General features: G+C 64.2%; 21 protein-coding genes. 11 read left to right on the top strand and 10 right to left on the bottom strand.

All coding sequences use genetic code 11. From position 1 onward, the window contains the following. Positions 1 to 14 precede the first annotated feature (14 nt). The 4 genes from BHE01S_RS27220 to BHE01S_RS27205 form a co-directional block, all read right to left on the bottom strand. Entirely contained in the window at positions 15 to 1631 is a 1617-nt protein-coding gene (locus tag BHE01S_RS27220) for an ABC transporter substrate-binding protein (protein ID WP_042269330.1), read from the bottom strand. A 74-nt stretch (positions 1632 to 1705) separates the two neighbouring features. Beyond that, positions 1706 to 2980, bottom strand: a complete 1275-nt coding sequence (locus tag BHE01S_RS27215) for an NAD(P)/FAD-dependent oxidoreductase (RefSeq protein WP_042269328.1) — start codon at positions 2978 to 2980, stop codon at positions 1706 to 1708. A 25-nt stretch (positions 2981 to 3005) separates the two neighbouring features. Continuing rightward, entirely contained in the window at positions 3006 to 3674 is a 669-nt protein-coding gene (locus tag BHE01S_RS27210) for a haloacid dehalogenase type II (protein WP_042269327.1), read from the bottom strand. A 250-nt stretch (positions 3675 to 3924) separates the two neighbouring features. Next, positions 3925 to 5415 carry an aldehyde dehydrogenase family protein gene (locus BHE01S_RS27205; RefSeq protein WP_042269325.1) on the bottom strand — a complete coding sequence of 497 codons (1491 nt, stop codon included), beginning with the start codon at positions 5413 to 5415 and terminating at the stop codon, positions 3925 to 3927. A gap of 240 nt (positions 5416 to 5655) precedes the next feature. On the opposite strand from BHE01S_RS27205, the gene BHE01S_RS27200 reads away from it, so the two are divergent. After that, the gene (locus tag BHE01S_RS27200) at positions 5656 to 6528 is read left to right on the top strand and encodes a GNAT family N-acetyltransferase (RefSeq protein WP_042269323.1); all 873 of its coding nucleotides are present in this window, start codon (positions 5656 to 5658) and stop codon (positions 6526 to 6528) included. An 87-nt stretch (positions 6529 to 6615) separates the two neighbouring features. Further along, positions 6616 to 6924 carry a hypothetical protein gene (locus tag BHE01S_RS27195; RefSeq protein ID WP_042269321.1) on the top strand — a complete coding sequence of 103 codons (309 nt, stop codon included), beginning with the start codon at positions 6616 to 6618 and terminating at the stop codon, positions 6922 to 6924. 359 nt (positions 6925 to 7283) lie between these two features. On the opposite strand, the gene BHE01S_RS27190 is transcribed toward BHE01S_RS27195, so the two are convergent. Further along, on the bottom strand, positions 7284 to 7538 hold the full coding sequence (locus tag BHE01S_RS27190; protein ID WP_245639875.1) for a hypothetical protein: 255 nt from the start codon (positions 7536 to 7538) through the stop codon (positions 7284 to 7286). A gap of 386 nt (positions 7539 to 7924) precedes the next feature. Here BHE01S_RS27190 and BHE01S_RS27185 point away from each other — a divergent pair, with 386 nt between their 5' ends. Next, entirely contained in the window at positions 7925 to 8701 is a 777-nt protein-coding gene (locus BHE01S_RS27185; protein ID WP_245639878.1) for a substrate-binding domain-containing protein, read from the top strand. 31 nt (positions 8702 to 8732) lie between these two features. Here BHE01S_RS27185 and BHE01S_RS27180 read toward each other — a convergent pair whose 3' ends face one another. Then, positions 8733 to 9191 carry a VOC family protein gene (locus BHE01S_RS27180; protein ID WP_042269318.1) on the bottom strand — a complete coding sequence of 153 codons (459 nt, stop codon included), beginning with the start codon at positions 9189 to 9191 and terminating at the stop codon, positions 8733 to 8735. A 225-nt stretch (positions 9192 to 9416) separates the two neighbouring features. Here BHE01S_RS27180 and BHE01S_RS27175 point away from each other — a divergent pair, with 225 nt between their 5' ends. Continuing rightward, on the top strand, positions 9417 to 10583 hold the full coding sequence (locus BHE01S_RS27175) for a radical SAM protein (RefSeq protein ID WP_052406147.1): 1167 nt from the start codon (positions 9417 to 9419) through the stop codon (positions 10581 to 10583). A gap of 138 nt (positions 10584 to 10721) precedes the next feature. On the opposite strand, the gene BHE01S_RS27170 is transcribed toward BHE01S_RS27175, so the two are convergent. After that, positions 10722 to 12053: a leucine-rich repeat-containing protein kinase family protein gene (locus BHE01S_RS27170; RefSeq protein ID WP_052406146.1), complete on the bottom strand. Its 1332-nt coding sequence runs from the start codon at positions 12051 to 12053 to the stop codon at positions 10722 to 10724. A gap of 278 nt (positions 12054 to 12331) precedes the next feature. Continuing rightward, positions 12332 to 12787 carry an MEKHLA domain-containing protein gene (locus BHE01S_RS27165; protein WP_042269316.1) on the bottom strand — a complete coding sequence of 152 codons (456 nt, stop codon included), beginning with the start codon at positions 12785 to 12787 and terminating at the stop codon, positions 12332 to 12334. A gap of 374 nt (positions 12788 to 13161) precedes the next feature. Between BHE01S_RS27165 and BHE01S_RS27160 the strand changes: the two genes are divergently transcribed. The 6 genes from BHE01S_RS27160 (at position 13162) to BHE01S_RS27135 (ending at position 18514) form a co-directional block, all read left to right on the top strand. Further along, the gene (locus BHE01S_RS27160) at positions 13162 to 14703 is read left to right on the top strand and encodes a methyl-accepting chemotaxis protein (RefSeq protein ID WP_042269314.1); all 1542 of its coding nucleotides are present in this window, start codon (positions 13162 to 13164) and stop codon (positions 14701 to 14703) included. A 206-nt stretch (positions 14704 to 14909) separates the two neighbouring features. Next, entirely contained in the window at positions 14910 to 15203 is a 294-nt protein-coding gene (locus tag BHE01S_RS27155; RefSeq protein ID WP_167337713.1) for a hypothetical protein, read from the top strand. A gap of 64 nt (positions 15204 to 15267) precedes the next feature. Beyond that, positions 15268 to 15609 (top strand): RcnB family protein, encoded by a 342-nt coding sequence (locus tag BHE01S_RS27150; RefSeq protein ID WP_042269310.1) that lies wholly within the window; start codon positions 15268 to 15270, stop codon positions 15607 to 15609. Beyond that, on the top strand, positions 15606 to 15797 hold the full coding sequence (locus BHE01S_RS27145) for a hypothetical protein (protein ID WP_042269309.1): 192 nt from the start codon (positions 15606 to 15608) through the stop codon (positions 15795 to 15797). The genes BHE01S_RS27150 and BHE01S_RS27145 overlap by 4 nt, the downstream gene beginning before the upstream one ends. Positions 15798 to 15870: 73 nt before the next feature. Continuing rightward, positions 15871 to 17142, top strand: a complete 1272-nt coding sequence (cls, locus tag BHE01S_RS27140) for a cardiolipin synthase (protein WP_042269307.1) — start codon at positions 15871 to 15873, stop codon at positions 17140 to 17142. Between the two features lie 130 nt (positions 17143 to 17272). Continuing rightward, positions 17273 to 18514, top strand: a complete 1242-nt coding sequence (locus tag BHE01S_RS27135) for a cystathionine gamma-synthase family protein (RefSeq protein ID WP_042269305.1) — start codon at positions 17273 to 17275, stop codon at positions 18512 to 18514. 64 nt (positions 18515 to 18578) lie between these two features. On the opposite strand, the gene BHE01S_RS27130 is transcribed toward BHE01S_RS27135, so the two are convergent. Next, positions 18579 to 19481, bottom strand: a complete 903-nt coding sequence (locus BHE01S_RS27130; protein WP_042269304.1) for an NAD-dependent epimerase/dehydratase family protein — start codon at positions 19479 to 19481, stop codon at positions 18579 to 18581. A gap of 138 nt (positions 19482 to 19619) precedes the next feature. Beyond that, positions 19620 to 20549: a LysR substrate-binding domain-containing protein gene (locus BHE01S_RS27125; RefSeq protein WP_042269302.1), complete on the bottom strand. Its 930-nt coding sequence runs from the start codon at positions 20547 to 20549 to the stop codon at positions 19620 to 19622. Between the two features lie 137 nt (positions 20550 to 20686). On the opposite strand from BHE01S_RS27125, the gene BHE01S_RS27120 reads away from it, so the two are divergent. Continuing rightward, complete coding sequence (locus tag BHE01S_RS27120) at positions 20687 to 21853, top strand: mandelate racemase/muconate lactonizing enzyme family protein (protein WP_042269300.1); 1167 nt, start codon at positions 20687 to 20689, stop codon at positions 21851 to 21853.

Below are 21853 nucleotides of genomic sequence, written 5' to 3'. Positions count from 1 at the left end.
CATCACGCCTGGCACTACGCTTCGAGCCAGACGTTCTCGGCGAACTTGAAGCCCATGAGGCCGGCAATCGGAATCGAGCCGAGGCCCTTGAGCTTCGTCGTGTGCGCGTCAAGCGAGCTGAGGAACAGCGGAATGCCGATGCCGCCGTCGGTATGCACGAGCACCTGCATGTCGCCGTAGATCTTCTTGCGCTTCGCCTCGTCCGGCTCGCCGCGCGCGGCGAGCAGCATCTGGTCGAACTTCGGGTCCTTCCAGTTCGCTTCGTTCCATGGCGCATCCGACTTGAAGAACTGCGTGAAGATCACGTCGGCGCTCGGGCGCGCGTTGATGTTGCCGAAAGTCAGCGGGTGCTTCATCCAGTGGTTCGACCAGTAGCCGTCGCCGGGCGTGCGCACTACCTGAAGGTTCAGGCCCGCCTGCGGCGCGACCTGCTGCAGCAGCATCGCCATTTCGACGGAGCCGTCCGCGGCCGGGGAGGCATAGACCTGCAGCGGCGTACTGCCGAGCTTGGCCTTCTGGAAGTAGAACTTCGCCTTCTGCGGATCGAAGGTGCGCTCCGGCAGGCCGGCAAAGTAATACTTGTTGGTCGGATCGATAGGCTGGTCGTTGCCGATTGCGCCGTAGCCGAGGAACACGGCATTGCGGATCTGCTCGCGGTCGAACAGGTGCATCATGCCGCGGCGGAAATCGGCGTTGCCCGTAATGCCGCCCTCGTCGCGCATGATGAGGTCGGTGTACTGGCCCGTCTTCGTCTCCTTGACCGCGAAACCCGGCGTGCCCTTGATGCGCGAAGTCGAGCGCGGGCTCACCTGGTTGATGAGCTGCACATCGCCCGAGAGCAGCGCGTTGACCCGCGCCGATTCGTCGCCGATGCCGACCAGTTCGATCTCGTCCAGGTGCGGGAGGCCCGGCTTCCAGTAGCGCTCGTTGCGCACGACGACCGTGCGCACGCCCGGCGAGAACTCCTTGAGCTTGAACGGGCCGGTGCCCACGGCCGTCTTGAAGTCGTTCGTGCCGTCCTTGATGATCATGAAGTGCGAGTCGGAGAGGATCACGGGCAGGTCGGCGTTCGCCCCCGAGAGCGTGATCGTCACTTCGTTCGGGCCCGTGGCCTTCACGTCCTGGAACTGGTCGGCGAGCGTCTTGACCTTCGAGCCTACCGCGGCGTCCTTGTGGCGCATGAGCGAGTACACCACGTCGGCGGGCGCGAGCGTCTTGCCGTCGTGGAACTGCACGCCGCTGCGCAGCTTCACGATCCACACCGTCGCATCCTTCGTTTCGAGCGACTGCGCGAGCGCCATTTGCGCGCCGAGATGCGAGTCGTACTCGGTCAGGCCGTTGTACAGCATGTTGGCGCGCACATAGTCGGTGGACACCGACTCCTTCGCGGGATCGAGCGTGTCGGACGCGGACGACGACTGCGTCGCCACGCGGATCTTGCCGCCCTGCTTCGGTTTTTCCTGCGCGAAGGCCGCGCCGCTCGCGGCGAGCAGGCCCGCCCCCGTCATCGACATCATGCCCCCCGCGACCATCGCGCGAAGGAGGTCGCGGCGCGAGGCGCCGCGCTTCGTCAATGCATCGAGCCGCACGCCCGGGTGAGCGATGTCTTCAAGCGATTTGTCGGTGCTCATGAAACTTCTCCGCGTCTGATGTGGGGGGTCGCAGCCCGACGTATCGAAGCTGCGTGTTGTAGGAAAAGCCAGCGTCAGTAAAAAACGTCTTTGATCTGGTAGTACGCGCCGACGAGCGGCAAAAACCACGGCTTGCCCGTGTGCCCCGGAATGGCGGGCCACGCGAAATCGCGCCACGGGTTCGCGTACGGGTTGCCGCTCATCACCTCGGCCATCACCTGGCCCATGTGCGTCGACATCTGCGTGCCGTGTCCGCTGTAGCCCATCGAGAACCACACGCCGTCGTGCTGGCCCGCACGCGGCAAGCGGTCCGCGGTGATATCGACGAGCCCGCCCCAGCAGTAATCGATCCGCACGCTCGCGAGCGCCGGAAAGATCTGTGCGAGATTGCGCTGCAGGATGCGGCCGCTCCTGGCGTCGGAAGGCTGCTCCGACGCCGTGAAGCGCGCCCGGCCGCCGAACAGCAGGCGCGAATCCGGCGTCACGCGAAAATAGTTGTGCATGAGGCGGCTCGTCGTGTACGAGCGACGGTGGGGCAAGAGCTGCATGAGCTGCGCGGGCGGCAACGGTTCCGTCACGACGATGAACGAGCCGACCGGTGCAAGACGCCGCCGGTACCACGCGAACGGCCCATGCCGAGAAGGGCCCGTGGCGATCAATACCTGTTGCGCGCGCAACGTTCCGCGGAACGACTCCACGCGATAGCCGCCGCTCTCTCTCGCGATGGACGTCACGGCGGCGTGCTCGTAAAGCCGCGCGCCGCGCCGTACCGCGGCGTTCGCGAGCCCTACCGCGAAGCGGCCCATGTGCATCTGGCCGCCGTGCTTCTGAAGCAGTCCGCCATGGAAGCTGTCCGATTCCACCTCGTTGCGGATCTGTTCACGGCCGATGATCTCGATGTCCGGATCGACTTCGCGGCGAATCAGCTCGGCCGTGCGTTCGAGGTGTTCGAGGTGATGCGGCTTCGCCGCGAGCTTGAGCTTGCCCGAGGCGAGGTAGTCGCAGTCGATGCCCTCTTCGCGAATCAGCCGCTCGACGGTATCGACGGCCGCCGCATAGGCGCGGTAGCAACCCTGCGCGCGCTCGACGCCCAGTTGCCCGCGCAGCGCCGCATAATCCTGCGCCACGCCGGTATTGCACTGGCCGCCGTTGCGCCCCGACGCGCCGCCGCCCATGCGGCCCGCGTCCAGCACCGCGACGCTCGCGCCGCGGCGGCCTAACGCGAGCGCCGCGGAAAGCCCCGTGAAGCCGCCGCCAACCACGGCGACGTCCACGCGGCCCTCCACCGGTCCCTCGCTTGCGAGCAGACCGCCAGGGGCGGTATCGAGCCAGTAGGAGTCGAGCTTCATCGGGCGGCCTCGGCTATCGCGGTTGTCACAGACCCAGTTGCGAAGCGAGTTCGCCGATCGTCTTGACTTCGTAGTACTCGTAGTACGGCGTGCCCGGCTCGTGGCCGCGCTGGACGAAGGCCTTGTGCTTGATGCCCATGTCGTGCGCCGTCATCAGGTCATAGCGCAGGCTCGACGAAACGTGCAGCACGTCGCCGGGGTTGCAGTTCAGCTGGTCGAACATGTACTCGAAGCCCTGCATGCGCGGCTTGTACGACTGCGCCTGTTGCGCCGTGAACACGCGATGGAACGGCGCGCCGAGCTTGTCGACATTGCTCTGGATCTGGTCGTCCGAAGCGTTCGAGAGAATCACGAGCTTGTACTTCTTCGCGAGGCGCGAGAGGCCTTCCGGCACGTCCGGGTGCGGGCCCCAGGTCGGCACGGCGGTATAGAACTTTTCGGCTTCGGCCTCGATGAACTCGACGTTCATGCGCTTGCAGGCGCGGCGCACCGAATTGACGACCACGTCGCGGTACGGCTTCCATGCGCCGAGCACCTCATCGCGGCGATAACCCGCGAAAAACGCGACGAACTTCTCGAGATCGGCGCCCTCGAGGCGGTCGCCATATATCTCGCGCGCCATGTCGGCCATGCGGAACCTGGTCAGTGTGCCGTAGCAGTCGAACGTGATGTACTTCGGCTCGAAATCGATCATGATGGCAATCCTTTCGTGTGATGAACCCGCTGCGGGCTCAGTGGCGAAAACAGGTGAAAGTGCGTCCCTGTGGAAAATTTAAACAGCGCAAAATTTGGGGTGAGCGTCGAATCGTGGGGCCCATACGGTATAAACCAAGCGTTTTCGGAGGCCGCAGCAGCAGAATCTGCGGCGGCGCCATCGCGCGGGTCATGGCAGCATGACCGTGCGTTTTCCTGCATAGTTCGTCAGCCTGGCAGCCAGCACGTCGTCAGGTTCCCGTATCGATCAGCACGCTCTTGAAGCGCAGGTGCGCTTCGTAACCCTGGCGCCCGAGGTCCTTGCCCATGCCCGAACGTTTGTAGCCGCCGGTCGGGATCATGAAGTCGTTGCTGCGTCCGTAGCGGTTGACCCACACGGTGCCCGCCTCCAGCGCGCGCACGAACCGCAGCGCGCGGCCGATGTCCGCGGTGTGCACGCCGGCGGCGAGGCCGTATTCGGGATGCGAGGCGAGCGCGAGCGCCTCTTCTTCAGTGTCGAAGGTCTGCACCGTGAGCACCGGGCCGAAAATCTCGGCGCGCACCGCCTCGTTTTGCGCCGTCACGCCGGTGAGAATGGTGGGCAGGTAGAACGCGCCGGGCACGGGCGCCTCTGCGCAGCGGCCGCCGCAGTACAGCGTGGCGCCTTCGGCCACGCTGCGCTCGACAATCGCTTCGATGCGCGCGGCCTGGGTTTCCGAAATGATGGGCGGCAGCGTCGTGCCCGCAGCCCACGTCGCCCCGGCGCGCAGCGCGGCGAACGCCTGCCCGATGCGGGTAACGAGTTCGTCCGCAACGGCGCGCTCGACCAGCAGCCGCGAACCGGCCACGCACACCTGCCCCGCGTTGCCCGCAATCGCGCCGGCAATGCGGCGCGCGACCTCGTCGAACTTCGGCGCGTCCGCGAACACGATTTGCGGGCTCTTGCCGCCCAGTTCCAGCGTGACCGGCTTCGTGCCGCTTTGCGCGCACGCCGCCATGATCGCGGCGCCCGCGCGCGTCGATCCCGTGAACGTCACTTTTGCAACGTCCGGGTGGCGCACGAGCGCGTCGCCGGTCGTCGCGCCGTCGCCTTGCACCACGTTGAAGATGCCCGGCGGAATGCCCGCTTCGACCGCGAGTTCGGCGAGGCGCAGCACGGAGAACGGCGTCATTTCCGAAGGCTTGAGCACCACGGCATTGCCCGCCGCGAGCGCCGGACCGATCTTCCACGACGCCATCACGAGCGGGAAATTCCACGGCGCGATCGCGCCGACCACGCCATAGGGCTCGGCGATCGTCATGCCCAGATGGTCGTGATCGGTGGCCACGACCTCGCCGCCGATCTTGTCGGCGAACTCGGCATAGAAGCGGATGCCTTCCGCCGTAAACGGCACGTCCCACGCGCACACGTCGCGCACGGGGCGCGTCGAGCCGAGCGCTTCGAGCGGCGCGAGCGTGGCGGTGTCGGCGGCGATCAGGTCGGCGAAGCGGCGCAGAATGCGGGCGCGCTCGCGCGGCGCCATGCGCGGCCAGCCGCTCGAGCGAAACGCGCGCTTCGCGTTGTCGACGGCGCGGTCCACTAGTTGTTCGTCGCCAAGTGGCGCCGAGGCGTAGACGGCGCCGTCCGATGGCCGCGCGACCCCGATGCGCGCCGCGCCCCCGGCGACCCGCTCTCCGCCAATGAAATGGCTGGCTTGTTCCGCGATTGCGGCAGCCACTGCAGCGGGATCGAACTGGTCCATGACTGGGTTCCCTCGACTTGGTCTCGATGGGAAATATCGTAGGTCCACTGCCGCCGCATTTTTCGCCGACAAAAAGGCGCAATCAGCAGAATCGAAGCGTTATTGACTGCCCAACCCCGCGTTTTGCATTGCATCACGGGCGCGCGCCCACGGCGCGTCCGGAACAGGAAGATCGTCCTAGTCAGCCACGGCGGGCAATGCGATAGTCACGGAACGCGTATACAGAATCTGGAGGCCGGCGTGTCCGACCCAAACCTGAACAGCGTCATTACCTACCGCGCATTTACTGCCGACGATCTGCCCGCCGCGCATGCGTTGTCGACGGCGGTGCGCTGGCGGCACCGCCCCGAAGACTGGCGTTTCGCCGCGCGTATCGGCCAAGGCATCGTGGCCGTGGACGAAGGCGGCTCGCTCGTCGGCACGGCTTTCTCGTGGTTGTTCGGTCCCAACGCGGCGACGCTCGGCATGCTGATCGTCAAGCCCAGTCATCAGCGCCGCGGCATTGGCCGTGCCATGATCGAGCACTGGATGCAGGCGCTCGCTTCGCGCACGCTGCTGCTCCACGCAAGCGACGCGGGCTGGCCGCTCGTCGAGCGGCTCGGCTTTACGCGCATCGGCCGCATTCACCAGCACCAGGGCGCGGCGTTTCAGCCGCCGCTCGTCTCGCTGCCCGCGGGCGAGCGGCTGCGCCCGATCGGCGCGAGCGACCGGCCCCGCCTCATCGAGCTGGCTACGGGCGCAAGCGGACTCGACCGCTCGGACATGCTGCCGAAACTGCTCGATCAAGCGAGCGGCATCGCGCTCGACCGCGACGGCGACCTGATCGGCTTCGCACTCTTTCGCCGCTTTGGCGACGGGCACGTGATCGGTCCCGTGATCGCCCCCGATTCGCCGGACGCATGCCGCGCCAAGGCGCTGATCAGCCATTGGCTCGCCTCCAACGCGGGCATGTTCGTACGCATCGATACGCCCGTCGATCTGGGCCTCTCCGACTGGCTCGAAGGCGTGGGGCTGCCGCTCGTCGATCATATCGAGAAGACGGAGCACGGCGCGCCTTTGCGCGTCGATACCCAGTTCAAACAGTTCGCAATCACGAGCCAGGCGGTGTGGTAAGCGTGCTCGGGTGGAAAGCCTCCGGCGTGCTACCACCCGCGCAGCGAACGGATTACCATTAGGTTTCTCGCCTCGAGGGTGACGGCTATGGCTACCTATGGTATCGACGGTGTACGCATCAGTTCCTCGACCGACCGGGTCACACACGTGCGCTGGGCGCTGATCGACCCCCAGACGCACAATTGGCTCTCGGCACCCACCATCTCCGAGGTGGCGGCCGTCACCAACGACATCCGCTCGGGGGCCGTGGTTTATTCCGTATTTACGCTGGGCGGCATGCGATTTCTTGGCCCAAAGATCAAGCCGGTGCCGCATCCCAACGGAATCGATGGAATCGATCTGGAAGTGCCGGACGGTAACGTCGAAAAATCCATCGACGATCTGCCGCGCGTCTAGCGGTGCGCCGGGCGGGGTCTTCTGCCGACTGCCGGAAAGAAAAGCGCGATGCGCCCGGGTGGGCGCACGTTTGCCGCTTGTCGTCGACGTTGACCCGGCAAACCGGATAATTCGGCATGCAGAGTATTTGACTCATAAGGTTCGCTCGCCGGACCGGCGGCGTCCTGTCCGTTCCGCTGCGGCCCATGCCGGACAATCGCACGGACCCATGCGGCCGCGCGTCTTGTCCCCAAAGCGCCGCACGGGTTCGGCCTTGCATCGGCGGGAGAACGCCCCCGCTAGATATTGCATCACATTGCGATGCTTTTGCTTTCTATCACTGCCGAAGGCGTTTCTTCTGCCGTGCCTGCCTAGCCTCCCTATTGCGAAGTCGTGAGCTTCAGGTTCGGACGCAAGTCGTGCGTAACCGCTTCATGTTGCCCTTTGCGCAGGTCCGACACCTGTTCGATGCCGGCCTTCAGCACTTCTTCGCAAAACGCAATTCGCGTGCGGTAATACTCGGCCTGCAATTGCGCATCCAGAACCCGCTGTTCGGCCTGGAAGAGCGCCATGCGCAATTCGCCCAGCGCGCGTTGAGCCTGCTTCTCCGGCGTTGCGGCATTGTGGGCAATCAAGTTTGAAAGCCAATGCAACATGGATAAGCCCCCCTGTCTTCGATTTCACGCTTCGCACGCGTCAAGTTTGATAACCGCTCGAACTGTCGCTGGGAAAAGACTATCAGAGGCGAAGAAAACCAGTGTGTGCACAAACGAACGTGTTGTATAAACGATGCAAAACGATCGTAGCCACGATGCGCTTTCGCCACAGGTTTCCGCCGCGCGCTTTCGTTGCACGGCTTTGCTGCAAATAGGGAGCGATACATGTGGCGTAGTGCCGGATCAGCCGATCGAGATGGGGCGCAGCCGTGACTATCCACCAGCCGAGGGTTCGCACACTCGCGATCTGCATGGCGTTCGCGTTATTGGGCCCCAGCGCGTGTCTGGCAGACCAGGTGAAAGTCATGATGTCGGGCTGGTTTGCGCCGGCGTATCGTGACCTGGGTCCGCAATTCGAGGACGAGAGCGGCTATACGCTGGCCACCGTCTGGGGAGCGGCGGCGGGCACCGCCCTGAATGCGATTCCCGTGCGGTTTGCGCGTGGCGAGTGGGCCGACGTGCTGATCGTGGTCAGCTATGCGCTCGACGATCAGATTCGCGCCGGCAACGTAGTGCCTGGCAGCAAGGTGGACTTCGCACGCTCGCCAATCGGCCTGGTGGTGCGCGAGGGTACGCCGAAACCGGACATCAGTACTGTCGACGCCTTGCGCCGCACGCTGCTTGCAGCGAAGTCGATTGTCTATCCGGAAAGCGCGAGTGGCGTCTATATCGCCAATGAACTGTTTTCGCGCCTCGGCATTGACGAGCGTGTGAAAAGCAGGAGCCGCATGGTTCCCGCCGAGCGGGTCGCCACTGCAGTCGCGAACGGCGACGCGGAGATCGGCTTGCAACAGGTCGCGGAACTGTTGCCGGTCAAGGGGATAACGGTGGTCGGCAGTCTGCCCGCGCAAGTGCAAAGCTACACGGTGTACTCCGGGGGCATCGCGACCACAGCGAGAAATCCTGCCGGCGCCGAGGCGCTGATCCGTTTTCTGTCCTCGCCGGATGCGGCGCCCGCGATTACGCGCAGCGGGCTCGAACCGATCACGGCGCCGCAGCCTCCTGCTCTGCCGCAAGTGGCGCCGCAACCGCCAACGCAACCGCAAGTGGCGCCACAAGAACCGCAATCGCAACCGAATTGAGCGAAGCCGCCCCGTCAGCGAAAATTGGGCCTCAACCCGGCGCCATCCCTTTTTCGGCCAGCTCCTTTTTCGCGCTTTCGTTCTTGGTCAAGTGCGTCAGGCCCATGCCGCGCAGGACATTCGGCGCCTTCGTGAACTGGATGTTGTCATAGCCCACGATCTCGAAGCGATTGCCCCAGGGGTCGCGAAAATCCAGAAACGGACCGTCGAGCGTCTTCACGCCTGCGGCCGCGAGTGCGGCGCGCGCCGCCTCCTTGTCGTCGACAACGAGGCCGACATGCCGGCCGTCGTCGGCGGGCTGTCGGCGTCCGGCCTGCAACGCGATGAATTGATCGCCAAGATCGATGAAGGCCATCGTCCTGCTCTTGCCGCGCAACTGAAAGTCGAAGATGCGGCCGTAGAAAGCCAGCGCTTCCTCGATATCGCCGACCTCCAGCGCGACGTGGTTGAAGCCGATAGCGCGCGGCTTGGTGGTTGTGGTGTCAACCATTTCTCTCTCCTTCTGCAAACCCGTACAGAGCATTCACGAACTCGCCCGGAACCGGCTGCCCAGTGAGGCACCATCGAGCACCGGGATTGAAGGTGTCCGGCAATAGCCAGTCAAACAGGATTGGTTTGAGCCATTACTGAAAAATATCGCTCCCGATCCGGCGCCTGTGCCGTGCATAACCTATGATGGTTCGTGCGGAACGAGTTGGCAAACCTCGAGGGCACCATGGACAGGACAGAGCGGACCATCAAATGGCGCAGTTTGCCAAATGTAAGCAACGGCGCGAGCGAGCCCCACACTCCACTGCCTGCGGTCTGTGACGTTTCGGTTACGAACGTTTGCAACGCTGCATGTGACTTCTGCGGCTTTTCGCGCGAGAAGAAAATGGCAGGCCCGCGCCGCTATCTCGATCCTGATGCGTTCGCGCGTGCGATGCCGATGCTGCGCAGACGCAAGATTCGCTATATGACGCTGCAAGGCGGCGAGCCTCTGGTGCATCCGCAAATCGAATCGCTCGTAGGGTCGGCCACCAAAGCCGGCATCCAGTGCGGCGTGATCACGAACGGCTGGTTCCTTCCTCGGCACATCAAGCAACTGGCTGCCGCCGGCCTGAAGCGTCTCCTGATCTCGATCGACAGCGCGGACATGAGCGAGCACGAACGCAATCGCGGGCTGCCCGGCCTTGCGGCCCGCATCCACGAGGGCATCGCCGAGGCGCACGCCTTCGGCATCCCGGTCTGCGCAACGGTTACGGTGAGCCATCTGGTCCGTTACGCAGCGCTTCCCGAAACGCTCGACCGGCTTGGTTTCGATTCCGTAGTGTTTTCCTACCCAAGGCGCGACGCATTCGGTTCCACATCGCTGGTGTACGACGAACATTCGAAGCTCGTCGACCTCAGCCGCGACGAACTACTCGAAGCATTGAGCGCAATCGAACGTCTCAAGAAGCGCTTTCGCGTCATGGACCCGGGTGCCGCACTGGACGAGGTCGCGCGGTTCGTGCGCGGCGAACAGCAACGCATTCCGTGCATCGCTGGCAGCAAGTATTTTTATATCGACTGGAACCTCGATATCTGGCGTTGCGAACCGTGGGATGAGCCCATGGGCTCCGTGTTCGACCTCGACCACCTGCCCGACCAGCAGGAACCGTGCAATGCCTGCATGATGGGGTGCTACCGGCATGCCAGCGTCCTGATGCACGGCGCCAAGGCCGTCACTGACTCGGTCTATGCGCTGGGCAGGGGCGAGCTTCGCAGTGCTGTCAGCTTGTTGTTCCAGCGCGGCGTGGCGTATTCGCTGTGGGCACTGGCCACCGAAGAGTTACCCCGGACGGCGCTTGGCGCATTGGGAGGACGCAGCGGCGCACGCCGCTCCTCGCCGCAGGGCGCGTAAATCGGCGCGATCTGCAGCGCTATGAGTACGCAACGTTTCAGACGAACGACGATCCGGCGCTGAAGCTCGCGATCTACGCGCCGGTCAGCACGCATGCCTGAGCCTGCCACGATGTGCTAACGGCTTGCGCTCACTTGCTCAATCGTTCAACGCAGCCAGCCGCTCGACAATTTCATCGAACGAAGGTCGCATCTCGACTTGCTCGCGCAAACAGTCTGCTATTAGCGCATCGAACCCGGCGGCGCGATCATGAGCCTCTCCGGCCAGACGCTGCGCGAGTTCTTCCAGCAGGCAGCCGAACGCACGCACCTCGATACGTTCGAGCGCCTGCGCCCGGGCGCGATCGTCGATATCGTAAAAGGACGCCGCGCCGAAATCGCCGAGCAAGACATGCCCAGTACCGTCGTGCAGGATGTTGTGCGCATAGAGATCGCCGTGCATGATCCCGCGTCCGTGCAGATGGCGTGCCGCCGCTGCGATCGCGCGCGCGATCTGCAATGCAACCGGCCGGTCGAAGCGTACATCGGCCGCATAAACGTCACGCGTACACGAGTCGAGGCTCGGCGGCCCCGCGAGATTGACGAACGACGGATGGATCAGCTCCATCACGAGGCCATGCTCGCCGAGCGGATGGCCTGTGATCTTGCCGAGCACCGGGATGAGATTCGGGTGCAGCCCGGCTTGCAGGCACGCGGCCATTTCGAGCTCCGGTAGACCGTCGCTCGTCACCGCGCCCTTGAACAGCTTGACGGCGACCGCCTCCACCGGATGCCCATCGCGCAGGAGCCGCGTCGCGCGATGCGTCACGCCCGAGGCGCCCTCGCCTAGCGTCTGTCCAAGCGCGAGCGTATGCCAGTCGATATCGGGCACCGGCGCATTGGCCTGCGCCACCTGCTCGCGCACGACGTTCAGCGGATTGCCGGCATAAGCAAGCCACGCGAGCCGCGGCAGGCGCAACAGCCAGTCGGGCAAGGCGTCGAGCCGGTTCGCCGAAATCCGCAGCAGTTCGAGCCGGCTGCAAGCGGCCATCGTCTCGGGCAACGACCTCAGCCGGTTGCCCGCGAGCATCAGCTTTTGCAGATTCGGACGCTCGCCGATTTCCGCCGGCAGCACGTCGACCGCGTTATCGGTCAGGATCAGCCAGCGCAATCGCGGCGGCAGCGCGCGCCCCGAAACGCGGCGAATGCGGTTCGCCTTGAAGCCGACCATGCTCAGCGATTCGCAGTCGCCGAGTACAGGCGGCAACTCGGTGAACCGGTTGCTCGAAGCGAACAGAATGCGCAGACGGCGCAGCCTCGACAGGTCGTCCGGCAGCGACGTGAGCGCATTGCCCGAAAGGTCGAGCACCTCCAGGGTGTCGGCGAGGTCGAAGATCTCGCGCGGAAATTCGCTCAGCCCGCAGGCGAGCTTGAGCTGTCGAGCGCCGGCGAGTTGCCCGTCACGGAGTTGTTCGAGGGTAACGGTCTTCACGCGTAAATGAAATCGAATAATGGCAAGGAAGTTGCAGGCGCCGCGGCACAACGCAGCGCCGGCCATTGCAATTCTAGCGGGTCGCTCGCTGGGGCCGCATTCTGGACTGCAGGGTTCGAGTCGTCGCGTCGCAACATCTGTTGGCGCTTCTGGGAGCCGGGCGGCTCGACATTGCGACGCCTGGCTATGAGGTCAGGGCCTCGCGCGCGAACATGCTGGCGGGCGTGAACCGGGCAATCGATGTATTTCTCACGGGCCACGTCAAGCGCAAGCGAGGGTCAGCAAGGCGCAACGTGCGGAATCATCGCAGCCTGCCCGTGCAACATACCGGCTTCGTCGATCAGTTGCCATACGGTCGCGCGCTCGATCCAGAAACGCTGTCCCGACTTCGTGATGCGGATGCCGCGATAGTCTTTCACGAAGCCTTCGCGCGTGACCGAATCGAGAAACGCCTGCCGCTCGCTACGCTCGGGCGCTTGCGCGGAAAGACGCGAGGGCAGCGCCGTGATTTCGTTCCAGTCGTAGCCGAAGATCGCTTGCGCGCGACGATTGCCATACATGAACACCGGGTCCGTCTGCGTGCCGTGCGCAAGCAAACCGAACGGCGCGCGCTCGTAGAGCCAGGCCGCGCCCTCTGTGTCGCTCATGCCTTCGGGCACGAGCGCACTGCCCAACAGGCGGCGATAACTGTTTGCGAGAAGGCGAAAAAAATCGGTATCCGTGTTCGGCGACATTCAGACTGGCTCCTTCGAAGCGAGGGGGTTCGCGTTGCGCAATTCTATCAACCGCGCGTGAAAGCCCGCACCCTGCCGGGCCGACGGGGTGAACGTCGGGGTAGGCACCTTACGGGGAGACGCCTGACCACCATATCGTTTCGCAACCCTTATTATTTGTTTGACCTGCTTTTTTGTCAGGAACGAGCCTGATCGATCGCATGTTATGTGCGCCAGATCACCGCTCCCCATGACGCAATGCCGGGTGCGCCGTGGATGCCCTCCCTTCATCCCCAACCGCAGGCGCAATGCGCTAAAACTCAAGAAGGGCGGACGCAAGCCGTTATAAGGAGGTCGGCGCGTCATGCGCCCCGCATTCCAGCCATTCGACCCCAATGAAACTCAGCCGCAAGATTCCGCTCGCTTTCGCCGCGTCCCTCACCCTCATGTCGGCGGGTGCGTTCTACGGCATCCACACGCTCAACCAGGCCATCGATACCTACCGCACCACCGTGCTGGATGCCGCCGCGAATGAGCGCATGGTGTCGGCCACGCTCGTCGAGTTCAAGCTGCAGGTGCAGGAGTGGAAAGACACCCTCCTGCGCGGCAAGGACCCGCAAAAACTCGACCGCTACTGGAGCGCGTTTCAGAAGCGCGAGCGCACTGTGAACGATCTCGCCGCCGCGCTCGAAACGAAGCTGCCCGAAGGCGAAGCGCGCACGCTCGTCGCGCAGTTCGCCGAGGCGCACGAGGCGATGGGTCAGGGGTATCGCAAGGGCTTCGAGGCGTTCAAGGCGGCGGGCGCCGATCCCGTTGCAGGCGACACCGTGGTCGCCGGCGTCGATCGCGCGCCAGCCCAGCTGCTCGACCGAGCCGCGCAGACGATTGCCGCTACCAACGCGCAAGTGGCCGCACAGGCCGCGGTGCAGGCCGCGCACGCCACCATCGTGAGCGCCGTGCTGATGGTGGTCGCGTTCCTGCTCGCGCTGGCGGGTGGCGTCCTGTTCAGCCGCACGGTCACGAGCCCGCTGGGCCGCGCCGTGAACTTTGCGCGCGAGGTTGCCGACGGCGACCTGTCGACCGATCTGCATGCGCATGGCGACGACGAAACGGCGGAACTGCTCACGGCGCTTGCGAAAATGCAGGCGAGCCTCGCGCGCGTGGTGAGCAAGGTCCGGGCCAACGCCGAAGGCGTGGCAACGGCGAGCGCGCAGATCGCCTCGGGCAACCAGAATTTGTCTTCGCGTACCGAAGAGCAGGCAGCGTCGCTCGAAGAAACGGCCGCGAGCATGGAGGAGCTGACCTCGATCGTCCGCATGAACGCCCAGAATGCGGAGCACGTCAGCTCGCTTGCGGGTACGGCGGCGCAGACCGCGGCGCGCGGCGGCACAGTGATGCGCGGCGTGGTCGGCACGATGCAATCCATTGCCCACAGCTCGAACAAGGTCGGCGAGATCATCGGATTGATCGACGGCATCGCGTTCCAGACCAACATTCTCGCCCTCAACGCCGCCGTTGAAGCGGCGCGTGCGGGCGAGCAAGGCCGCGGTTTCGCCGTCGTCGCGGGCGAGGTTCGCACGCTCGCGCAGCGCAGCGCGAGCGCTGCGCGCGAGATCAAGGCGCTCATCGAGCAGTCGAAGGAACACGTCGAAAGCGGATCGTCCCAGGTGGCCGACGCCGGCCGCATCATCGACGAGATCGTCGAAGCCGTGGAGCGCGTTTCCGGCACCGTGCAGGATATTTCGACGGCGTCGCGCGAACAGTCGGCGGGCATCGAGCAGGTGAACATCGCCGTCGCGCAAATGGACGAGGCCACGCAGCAAAACGCGGCGCTCGTGGAGGAGGCATCGGCTGCGACGTACGCATTGGCTGAGCAGGCGCACTCGCTTCGCGAGACCGTGTCCGCGTTCAGGCTCAGGGAGGGCGCCGTCGCCTGACGTCATGCGCATGCCGCGCGCCCTCGGGGAGACCAGCGCCGCGGCCGGCCGCGGCAGCCTTGAGGCTTTGGCGGCGACTCCCGCCGTGTTCGCGCGCCAATTTTGTGAGGCGATACGCCGCACAAAAACTTCACTCCCCTTGCTTGAAAGCAAATCTTACGAAATGTAAACTTGCTGCAAGCTTTGGATTCGGAACGAGTCTTACCGTGGCTTCCCTCGAACCTCGGGTCAGTCCTTCGAGTCAGTCCTTCAATAATTTAGTCATCCTTCATTTCATGACCCGGGAGAAAGCCGTGAACACGTACATCAACCGACTCAACGCCTCGTTTGCGATTGCCGGCCTCCTCATGATGGCGCCGTTCATGGCCATGGCCCGCTTGCCAGCGCCGAGCACTGCTCCGCACGGCGAATCTGTCGTCAAGGAACGTACGTCGAACCGCGTCGCCGATGAGGAGCGTCGCGCCAGCGAATCCGCCGGAAGTGAGTCCGTTAGCGAATGATCAACGGTCCCAGGTAAATTTCATCTCACTTCCTTTTTCCTGAACGCTATTTGGAGCATTCACCATGAAAGCGAAAGTCACGACACTTTTCATTGTTGCCGCCCTGCTCGCAACGACAGGCACGGCGTTCGCATCGCAGCCTGAACACCGTCCTGGCAACCCGCCGCCCACCTCGATCGAAAGAGCCAACCGCCCGGTCGGTGCCATTCCGCATCGCGACTGGCATCGTGGCGACCGCCTGCCGCCCGAATACCGTGACCGGATTTTCGTGGTCGAAAACTGGCATCAGCATGGCCTGAAAGCGCCCCCGCGCGGCTACCATTGGGTAGGCGTAGCCGGCGACTACGTGCTCGTTGCCAGCGCGACCGGCGTAATCTCAACGGTTCTGCCCGCCGGTACCCATTGATCACGCCGTTGTTCCACGATTTGCCCGCTCTTCGCCGCGACGCGGCCTGGGGCCGGCAACCCGCAGCGGCCTGGGCCAACCCGCTCTCCGATGACGTGACCGTCAACGAAATCAAGACCTTGCACCGCGTCATCATGGAATTGCCGGCGAATCCGGACCACATGGCCGGAGCCGCCGTGCCGGATTGATCGTCCGGCGCTGCTTGCGCATGCAATGTGCTACAGCAGGGCATCGTTCCCATCCGCGAGGCGAGGCCCACGCATGCCGACAATTGCCCTCATCGTCGTGACGGTCGCGGTGACGCTCGTCGCCATCCTGGTGATCGCGAACCTCACGAGCGGCGAAAAGAAGATCGAGCACAAGATCGACCGGCTCTACGCGAGCGACAGTCCGCAGTTCATCCGTTCGATGGGGCTGCTGCTCGGGCCGCCCGTCGTGGGAGGCAACCGCTTCGAGGTGCTCGTGAACGGCGATGAAATCTTTCCGTCGATGCTGGCGGGCATCCGCTCGGCGCAGCACACCATCACCTTCGAGACCTTCATTTACTGGTCCGGGGCAATTGGCGAGGAAATCGCGCGAGCGCTGGCCGACAAGGCGCGCGCGGGCGTCGCCGTGCATGTGCTGCTCGACTGGGTTGGTTCGTCGAAGATGGACAAGCGCTATCAACGCATGCTGCGCGAGGCGGGCGCCCAGCTCGTGCTGTATCACAAGCCGCACTGGACGGGTCTCGGCCGCATGAACGACCGCACGCACCGCAAGCTGCTCGTGATCGACGGACGCATCGGGTTCACGGGCGGCGTGGGTATCGCCGAGGAATGGACCGGCCACGCGCAGGACGAAAAGCACTGGCGCGACACGCACTTTCGCATTGAGGGTCCGGCGGTCGGGCAGATGCAGGCGGTCTTCATGGACAACTGGGTCAAGTCGACGGGCAATGTGCTGCACGGCTCCAGGTACTTTCCCGAGATCGACGCCGCGGGCAACGGCCTCGCGCACATGTTCAGCAGCTCGCCCTCGGGCGGCAGCGACGACATGGAGCTGATGTACCTCATGGCGATCACCGCCGCGGCGCGCTCCATCCATTTGTCGACGGCGTACTTCGTGCCCGGCAAGCTGACGATCAACGCGATCGTCGAGGCGGTGAAGCGCGGCGTGAAGGTGCGTATCATCACGCCCGGCAAGCGCATCGACACCCACACGGTGCGCGAGGCGTCGCGTGCGTGCTGGGGCAGCCTGCTCGCGGCCGGCGCAAAGATGTACGAATATCAGCCGACGATGTTCCATTGCAAGCTGATCGTCGTCGACGAATATCTGGTGTCGGTCGGCTCGACCAACTTCGACAGCCGCTCGTTCAAGCTCAACGACGAGGCCAATCTCAACATCTACGACCGCGATTTCGCGCGCCGGCAGACGGCCATTTTCGATGCCGACGTCGCCCTCGCGAAACGCATCACGCTTGAAGACTGGCGCCGCCGTTCGCTGCGGGAAAAGCTGCTCGAACACGCTGCCGCCCTCCTCGATTCGCAGTTGTGACCGTCGCAGTCCGAACGGCGTTGGCGCGTGCCGGATTGGCCCGCAGCGCCGAGGTGCCGGCAACATGCCGGCAACGCGCGTTACAGGCGATAATGTGCCAAACGCAATCGACTGGAGAAACGGAGTAAGAATGAGCAAGCACGGCTTCACCACTGGCATCGTTCACGGCGACAGGATCGCGGGCACCGAGCACGGCGGCGTGCGTCAGCCGATTCACACGTCCGTGCAATATGGTTTCGAGCGCGTCGAGGACCTGATCGGCGTGTTTCAGGGCACGAAGAAAGGCGGCTTCAACTACGCGCGGCAGGGCACCCCCACGACTGCCGCGCTCGAGCGCAAGATCACGAGCCTCGAAGGCGGCACCGGCACGGTCTGCTTCAGCACCGGCATGGCCGCGATCACGGCGACCTTCCTCACGCTCCTGCGCGCGGGCGATCATCTCGTGTCGAGCCGCTACGTGTTCGGCAACACCAACAGCCTGTTCGGCACCTTGCGCACGCTCGGCGTGGAAGTCACGACCGTCGACGCCAGCGACGCCGAAAACGTGAAGAACGCCATCCAGCCCAATACGCGTATGGTGTTCGTCGAAACCATCGCGAATCCGGGCACGCAGATTCCCGACCTGCAAGGCATCGGCGCGCTGTGCCGCGAGCGCGGCCTGGTCTACGTCGTCGACAACACGATTACCTCACCCGCCCTGTTCCAGCCGAAGGCAGTCGGCGCGAGCCTCGTCATCAACTCGCTGACGAAGACCATCGCGGGCCATGGGGCCGCGCTCGGCGGCGCGGTAACCGATACGGGCCTGTTCGACTGGAGCGCGTACCCGAATATCGCCGACGACTACCGGCGCTCGCCGGCGAAAGACCAGGGGCTTTTGCAGATCCGCAAGAAGGGCCTGCGGGACATGGGGGCGTCGTTGTCGTCCGAGCAGGCGCACGCCATCGCCATGGGCGCGGAAACGCTCGCCCTGCGCGTGAAGCAGAGCAGCGACAATGCGCTCGCGCTCGCGCAATTTCTCGAAGGCCACGAAGCCATTGGCAAGGTGTTCTATCCGGGCTTGAAGAGCCATCCGCAATACGAGGTTGCACAGGCGCTCTTCAAGGGCGCATCGTGGCTGCTCTCGTTCGAACTGCTCAACGCGGAGCGCATGATCGACGTCGTCAACGCGCTCAAGCTGCCGATCAAGGCAACCGGCCTCGGCGACACGCGCACGCTCATCATTCCCGTCGCGCCGACGATCTTTTTCGAAGCCGGAGCGCAAACGCGCAAGGCAATGGGCATCTCCGACGGCATGCTGCGGCTTTCGGCGGGCATCGAGGATATCGACGACCTGATCGCGGACTTCTCGCAAGCGCTCAAGCTGGCGGCATAACGCCGGCCGAAGCATCGACGTCGTGAAGGGGCCAGCGCTCGCTGGCCCCGCGCATTGACAGCGCTTACGGATTGCAGCGTTTTGCCTCGTCGCGCCAGTAGTGCTGCTGCTGCCAGCCGAGCAGCCGTTTGAGCTTCTCGTTGCTGAGCAGCGTCTCGAACTCGCCGAGGGCCTTCTTGACCGGCACGCCCGGATAGTAGCGGTCCAGCAGCGTCTGGGTCGGCAAGTCGGACGACACGTCGTCCGCCGCCACGTTCATGATCTCGAAGCCGAGCCCGTCCGTTTCGATGGCGAGGCGGCACGCGTTGGCGAGGTCTCGCCCGTCGATATAGCTCCACGCAATGCGCTTGCGCAGCGCGGGGTCCTTGAGCCACGTGGAGAACTTCGCGTAGTCCTCGGGATCGAGCACGTTGCCGATGCGAAAACAGTAGATGTCCGACCCGGTGCGCGCCTGGAAGGCCTTCGCGGTCACTTCGTTGACCACTTTCGAGGTGGCATAGCTGTCCATCGGATCCACCGGATAGTTCTCGTCGAGCGGAAAGTACGCGGGATCGCGATGCCGGTGGGCGAACACCACGCCGTAAGTCGTCTCGCTCGAGGCCACGATCACCTTGCGGACCCCCAACTTCGCAGCGGCGTCGAGAATGTTGTATGTCCCCATCACGTTGATGCGATAGACCTCGTTATCGGTCGTCAGCATGATGCGGGGAATCGCCGCGAAGTGCACGATCGCGTCGATCGGTTTCGGCTCCAGGTCGTCGGCGAATTCCACCGGCGCCGTGGTCGACGCGATCGCATTGAAAACCTGGCCCGCGTCGGTGATGTCCGTGATCAGCGTGCGCGCGGTACGTTTCGGCATGGGCACACGGTCCAGATTCAACACTTCGTAGCCGTGCGCTACCAGGTTCTCGACCACCCATTTGCCGGCAAGGCCGCTGCCGCCGGTCACTATCACTCGCTTTGTCATCTGTGTCTCTCCTGTTCGTCGCGTCATTCCCGCCTCTGCAAACGCGCACGTTACCGCAAACATCGGCCGGCTGTAATGACCACCGCTGCCTTTCCAGCCGGATGGATTGTCTGCGCCTCAAGGAGACAGACAAGGTCTTCACGCGCCCGATTGCGCGGGCTCGGCCACCGGAGCGTGCCGGTTGAACCGTTCCGCCAGAAAATCGATGAACGCCCGCGCACGCGCCGATTGATTGCGCTTGTTCGGGTAATACACGAACAAATCGGCAAGCGGCTGCACGAACTCGGGCAGCACGACGCGCAGGCGCCCGCTCTCCAGATACTTCGCCAGGTCCCACTCCGAGCGCAGCAGAATGCCGTGCCCGTCGAGCGCCCAGCCAAGCACGATGTCGCCGTCGTTGCTCGACAGCATGCCGTGCACCTTTACCGAATGCGCCTCGCCACCGCGCGCGAGGCGCCATATGCCGTATGCATTGTCGTTCTGTCGATGCACGATGCACTGATGATTCGCGAGATCGCCCAGCGTTGCGGGCGTACCCTGCGTCTCCAGATAGCGCGGCGAGGCGCACAGCAGGCGGCGATTCGTCATGATGCGCCGCGCAATGAGCCGCTTGTCGGGCAGCTCGCCAAAACGGATCGCCAGATCCACGCCGCTTTCGACGAGGTCGATCGGCCGGTCGGTGACGTCGAGCTGCACTTCGACATGCGGATGCCGCCTCGCAAACTCCGATACGAGCGGCGCGATCGTCGTGCGCCCAAAGCCGAGCGTCGCGTTCACACGCAGCAAGCCGCGCGTGACGGAGCGGCTCGACGACACCACATCTTCCATTTCCTTCACTTCGGCAAGAATGCGCGTCGCGTAGTGCAGAAAGGTCTCGCCCTCGGCGGTCAGGCTCACGCTGCGGGTGGTCCGGTTGACGAGCCGCACGCCCAGGCGCGCCTCGAGCTGCGCAAGCCGTTTGGTCGCCGCCGGCGGCGTGATGTCCATGTCCCGCGCAACGCTTGAAAGGTTTCCGTAACGCCCGAGCAGGACAAAAAACGCCAGGTAGGAGGTCAGATCATTCTTCACCGCAGGTTAATAAAGATGTGAAAACAAGTGAATCATAGTGCTGTTCCAGGCGCATAACCTAGCGTCTCCCACAGCCAGCCAACCGCGAGCGGCCATGCGAACGACGCGAATGCTGGCCGCGCCACCAGGAGACACCCGTGAGAATCGTTGAAATCCGCGAAAAAACCATTCCGATCAGTTCCTCGATCCGCAACGCCTATATCGACTTCAGCAAGATGACACTCAGCCTCGTCGCCGTGGTCACCGACGTGGTCCGCGACGGCAAACCGGTCATCGGCTATGGCTTCAATTCGAATGGCCGCTATGGCCAGGGCACGCTGATGCGCGAGCGCTTCATCCCCCGCATTCTCGAAACCGATCCCGCCTCGCTCGTGAACGAGGCGGGCGACAATCTCGACCCGCGCAAGATCTGGGCGACGATGTTCGCCAACGAGAAGCCGGGCGGCCATGGCGAGCGCTCGGTCGCGATCGGCACGATCGACATGGCGGTGTGGGACGCCGTGGCGAAAATCGAAGGCAAGCCGCTCTTCCAGCATCTCGCCGAGCGCTACGGCAACGGCCAACCCAACCGCAGGATCTTCGTGTATGCGGCGGGCGGCTACTACTACCCGGGCCAGGACCACAACAAGCTCAAGGACGAAATGCGCAGCTATATCGACCGCGGCTACACGGTCGTGAAGAAGAAGATTGGCGGCGCGTCGCTCGACGAGGACCTGCGCCGCATCGATTCGATCCTGAGCGTGCTGGGCGACGGCCAGAAGCTTGCCGTCGACGCCAACGGCCGTTTCGATCTGGACAACGCGATCCGGTACGCGAAAGCGCTCTCGCAATACGACCTGTTCTGGTACGAGGAGCCAGGCGACCCGCTCGACTTCGAATTGCAGGCAACGCTGCGCAACTACTACGACAAGCCGATGGCGACCGGCGAGGATCTGTTCTCGATGCAGGACGCGCGCAACCTCATCCGCTACGGCGGCATGCGGCCCGACCGCGACTGGCTGCAGTTCGACTGCGCGTTGAGCTACGGCCTCGTCGAATATCTGCGCACGCTGGAGATGCTGCATCAGCACGGCTGGTCCGCGAGCCGCTGCATTCCGCACGGCGGCCATCAGATGTCGCTCAACATCGCGGCGGGCTTGGGTCTTGGCGGCAACGAGTCGTATCCCGATCTGTTCCAGCCTTATGGCGGCTTCCCCGACGGCGTGAAGGTCGACAACGGCTACATCACGATGCCCGACCTGCCCGGCATCGGCTTCGAGGGTAAGGCCGACCTGTTTGCGCAAATGCAGAAGCTCGCGGCTTGA

Origin of the sequence: Paraburkholderia heleia NBRC 101817, from assembly GCF_000739775.1 — a bacterium.
GTDB lineage: Bacteria > Pseudomonadota > Gammaproteobacteria > Burkholderiales > Burkholderiaceae > Paraburkholderia > Paraburkholderia heleia.
The sequence above is the reverse complement of the archived record's forward strand: the minus strand, read 5'-3'. Positions and strand labels throughout refer to the sequence as shown.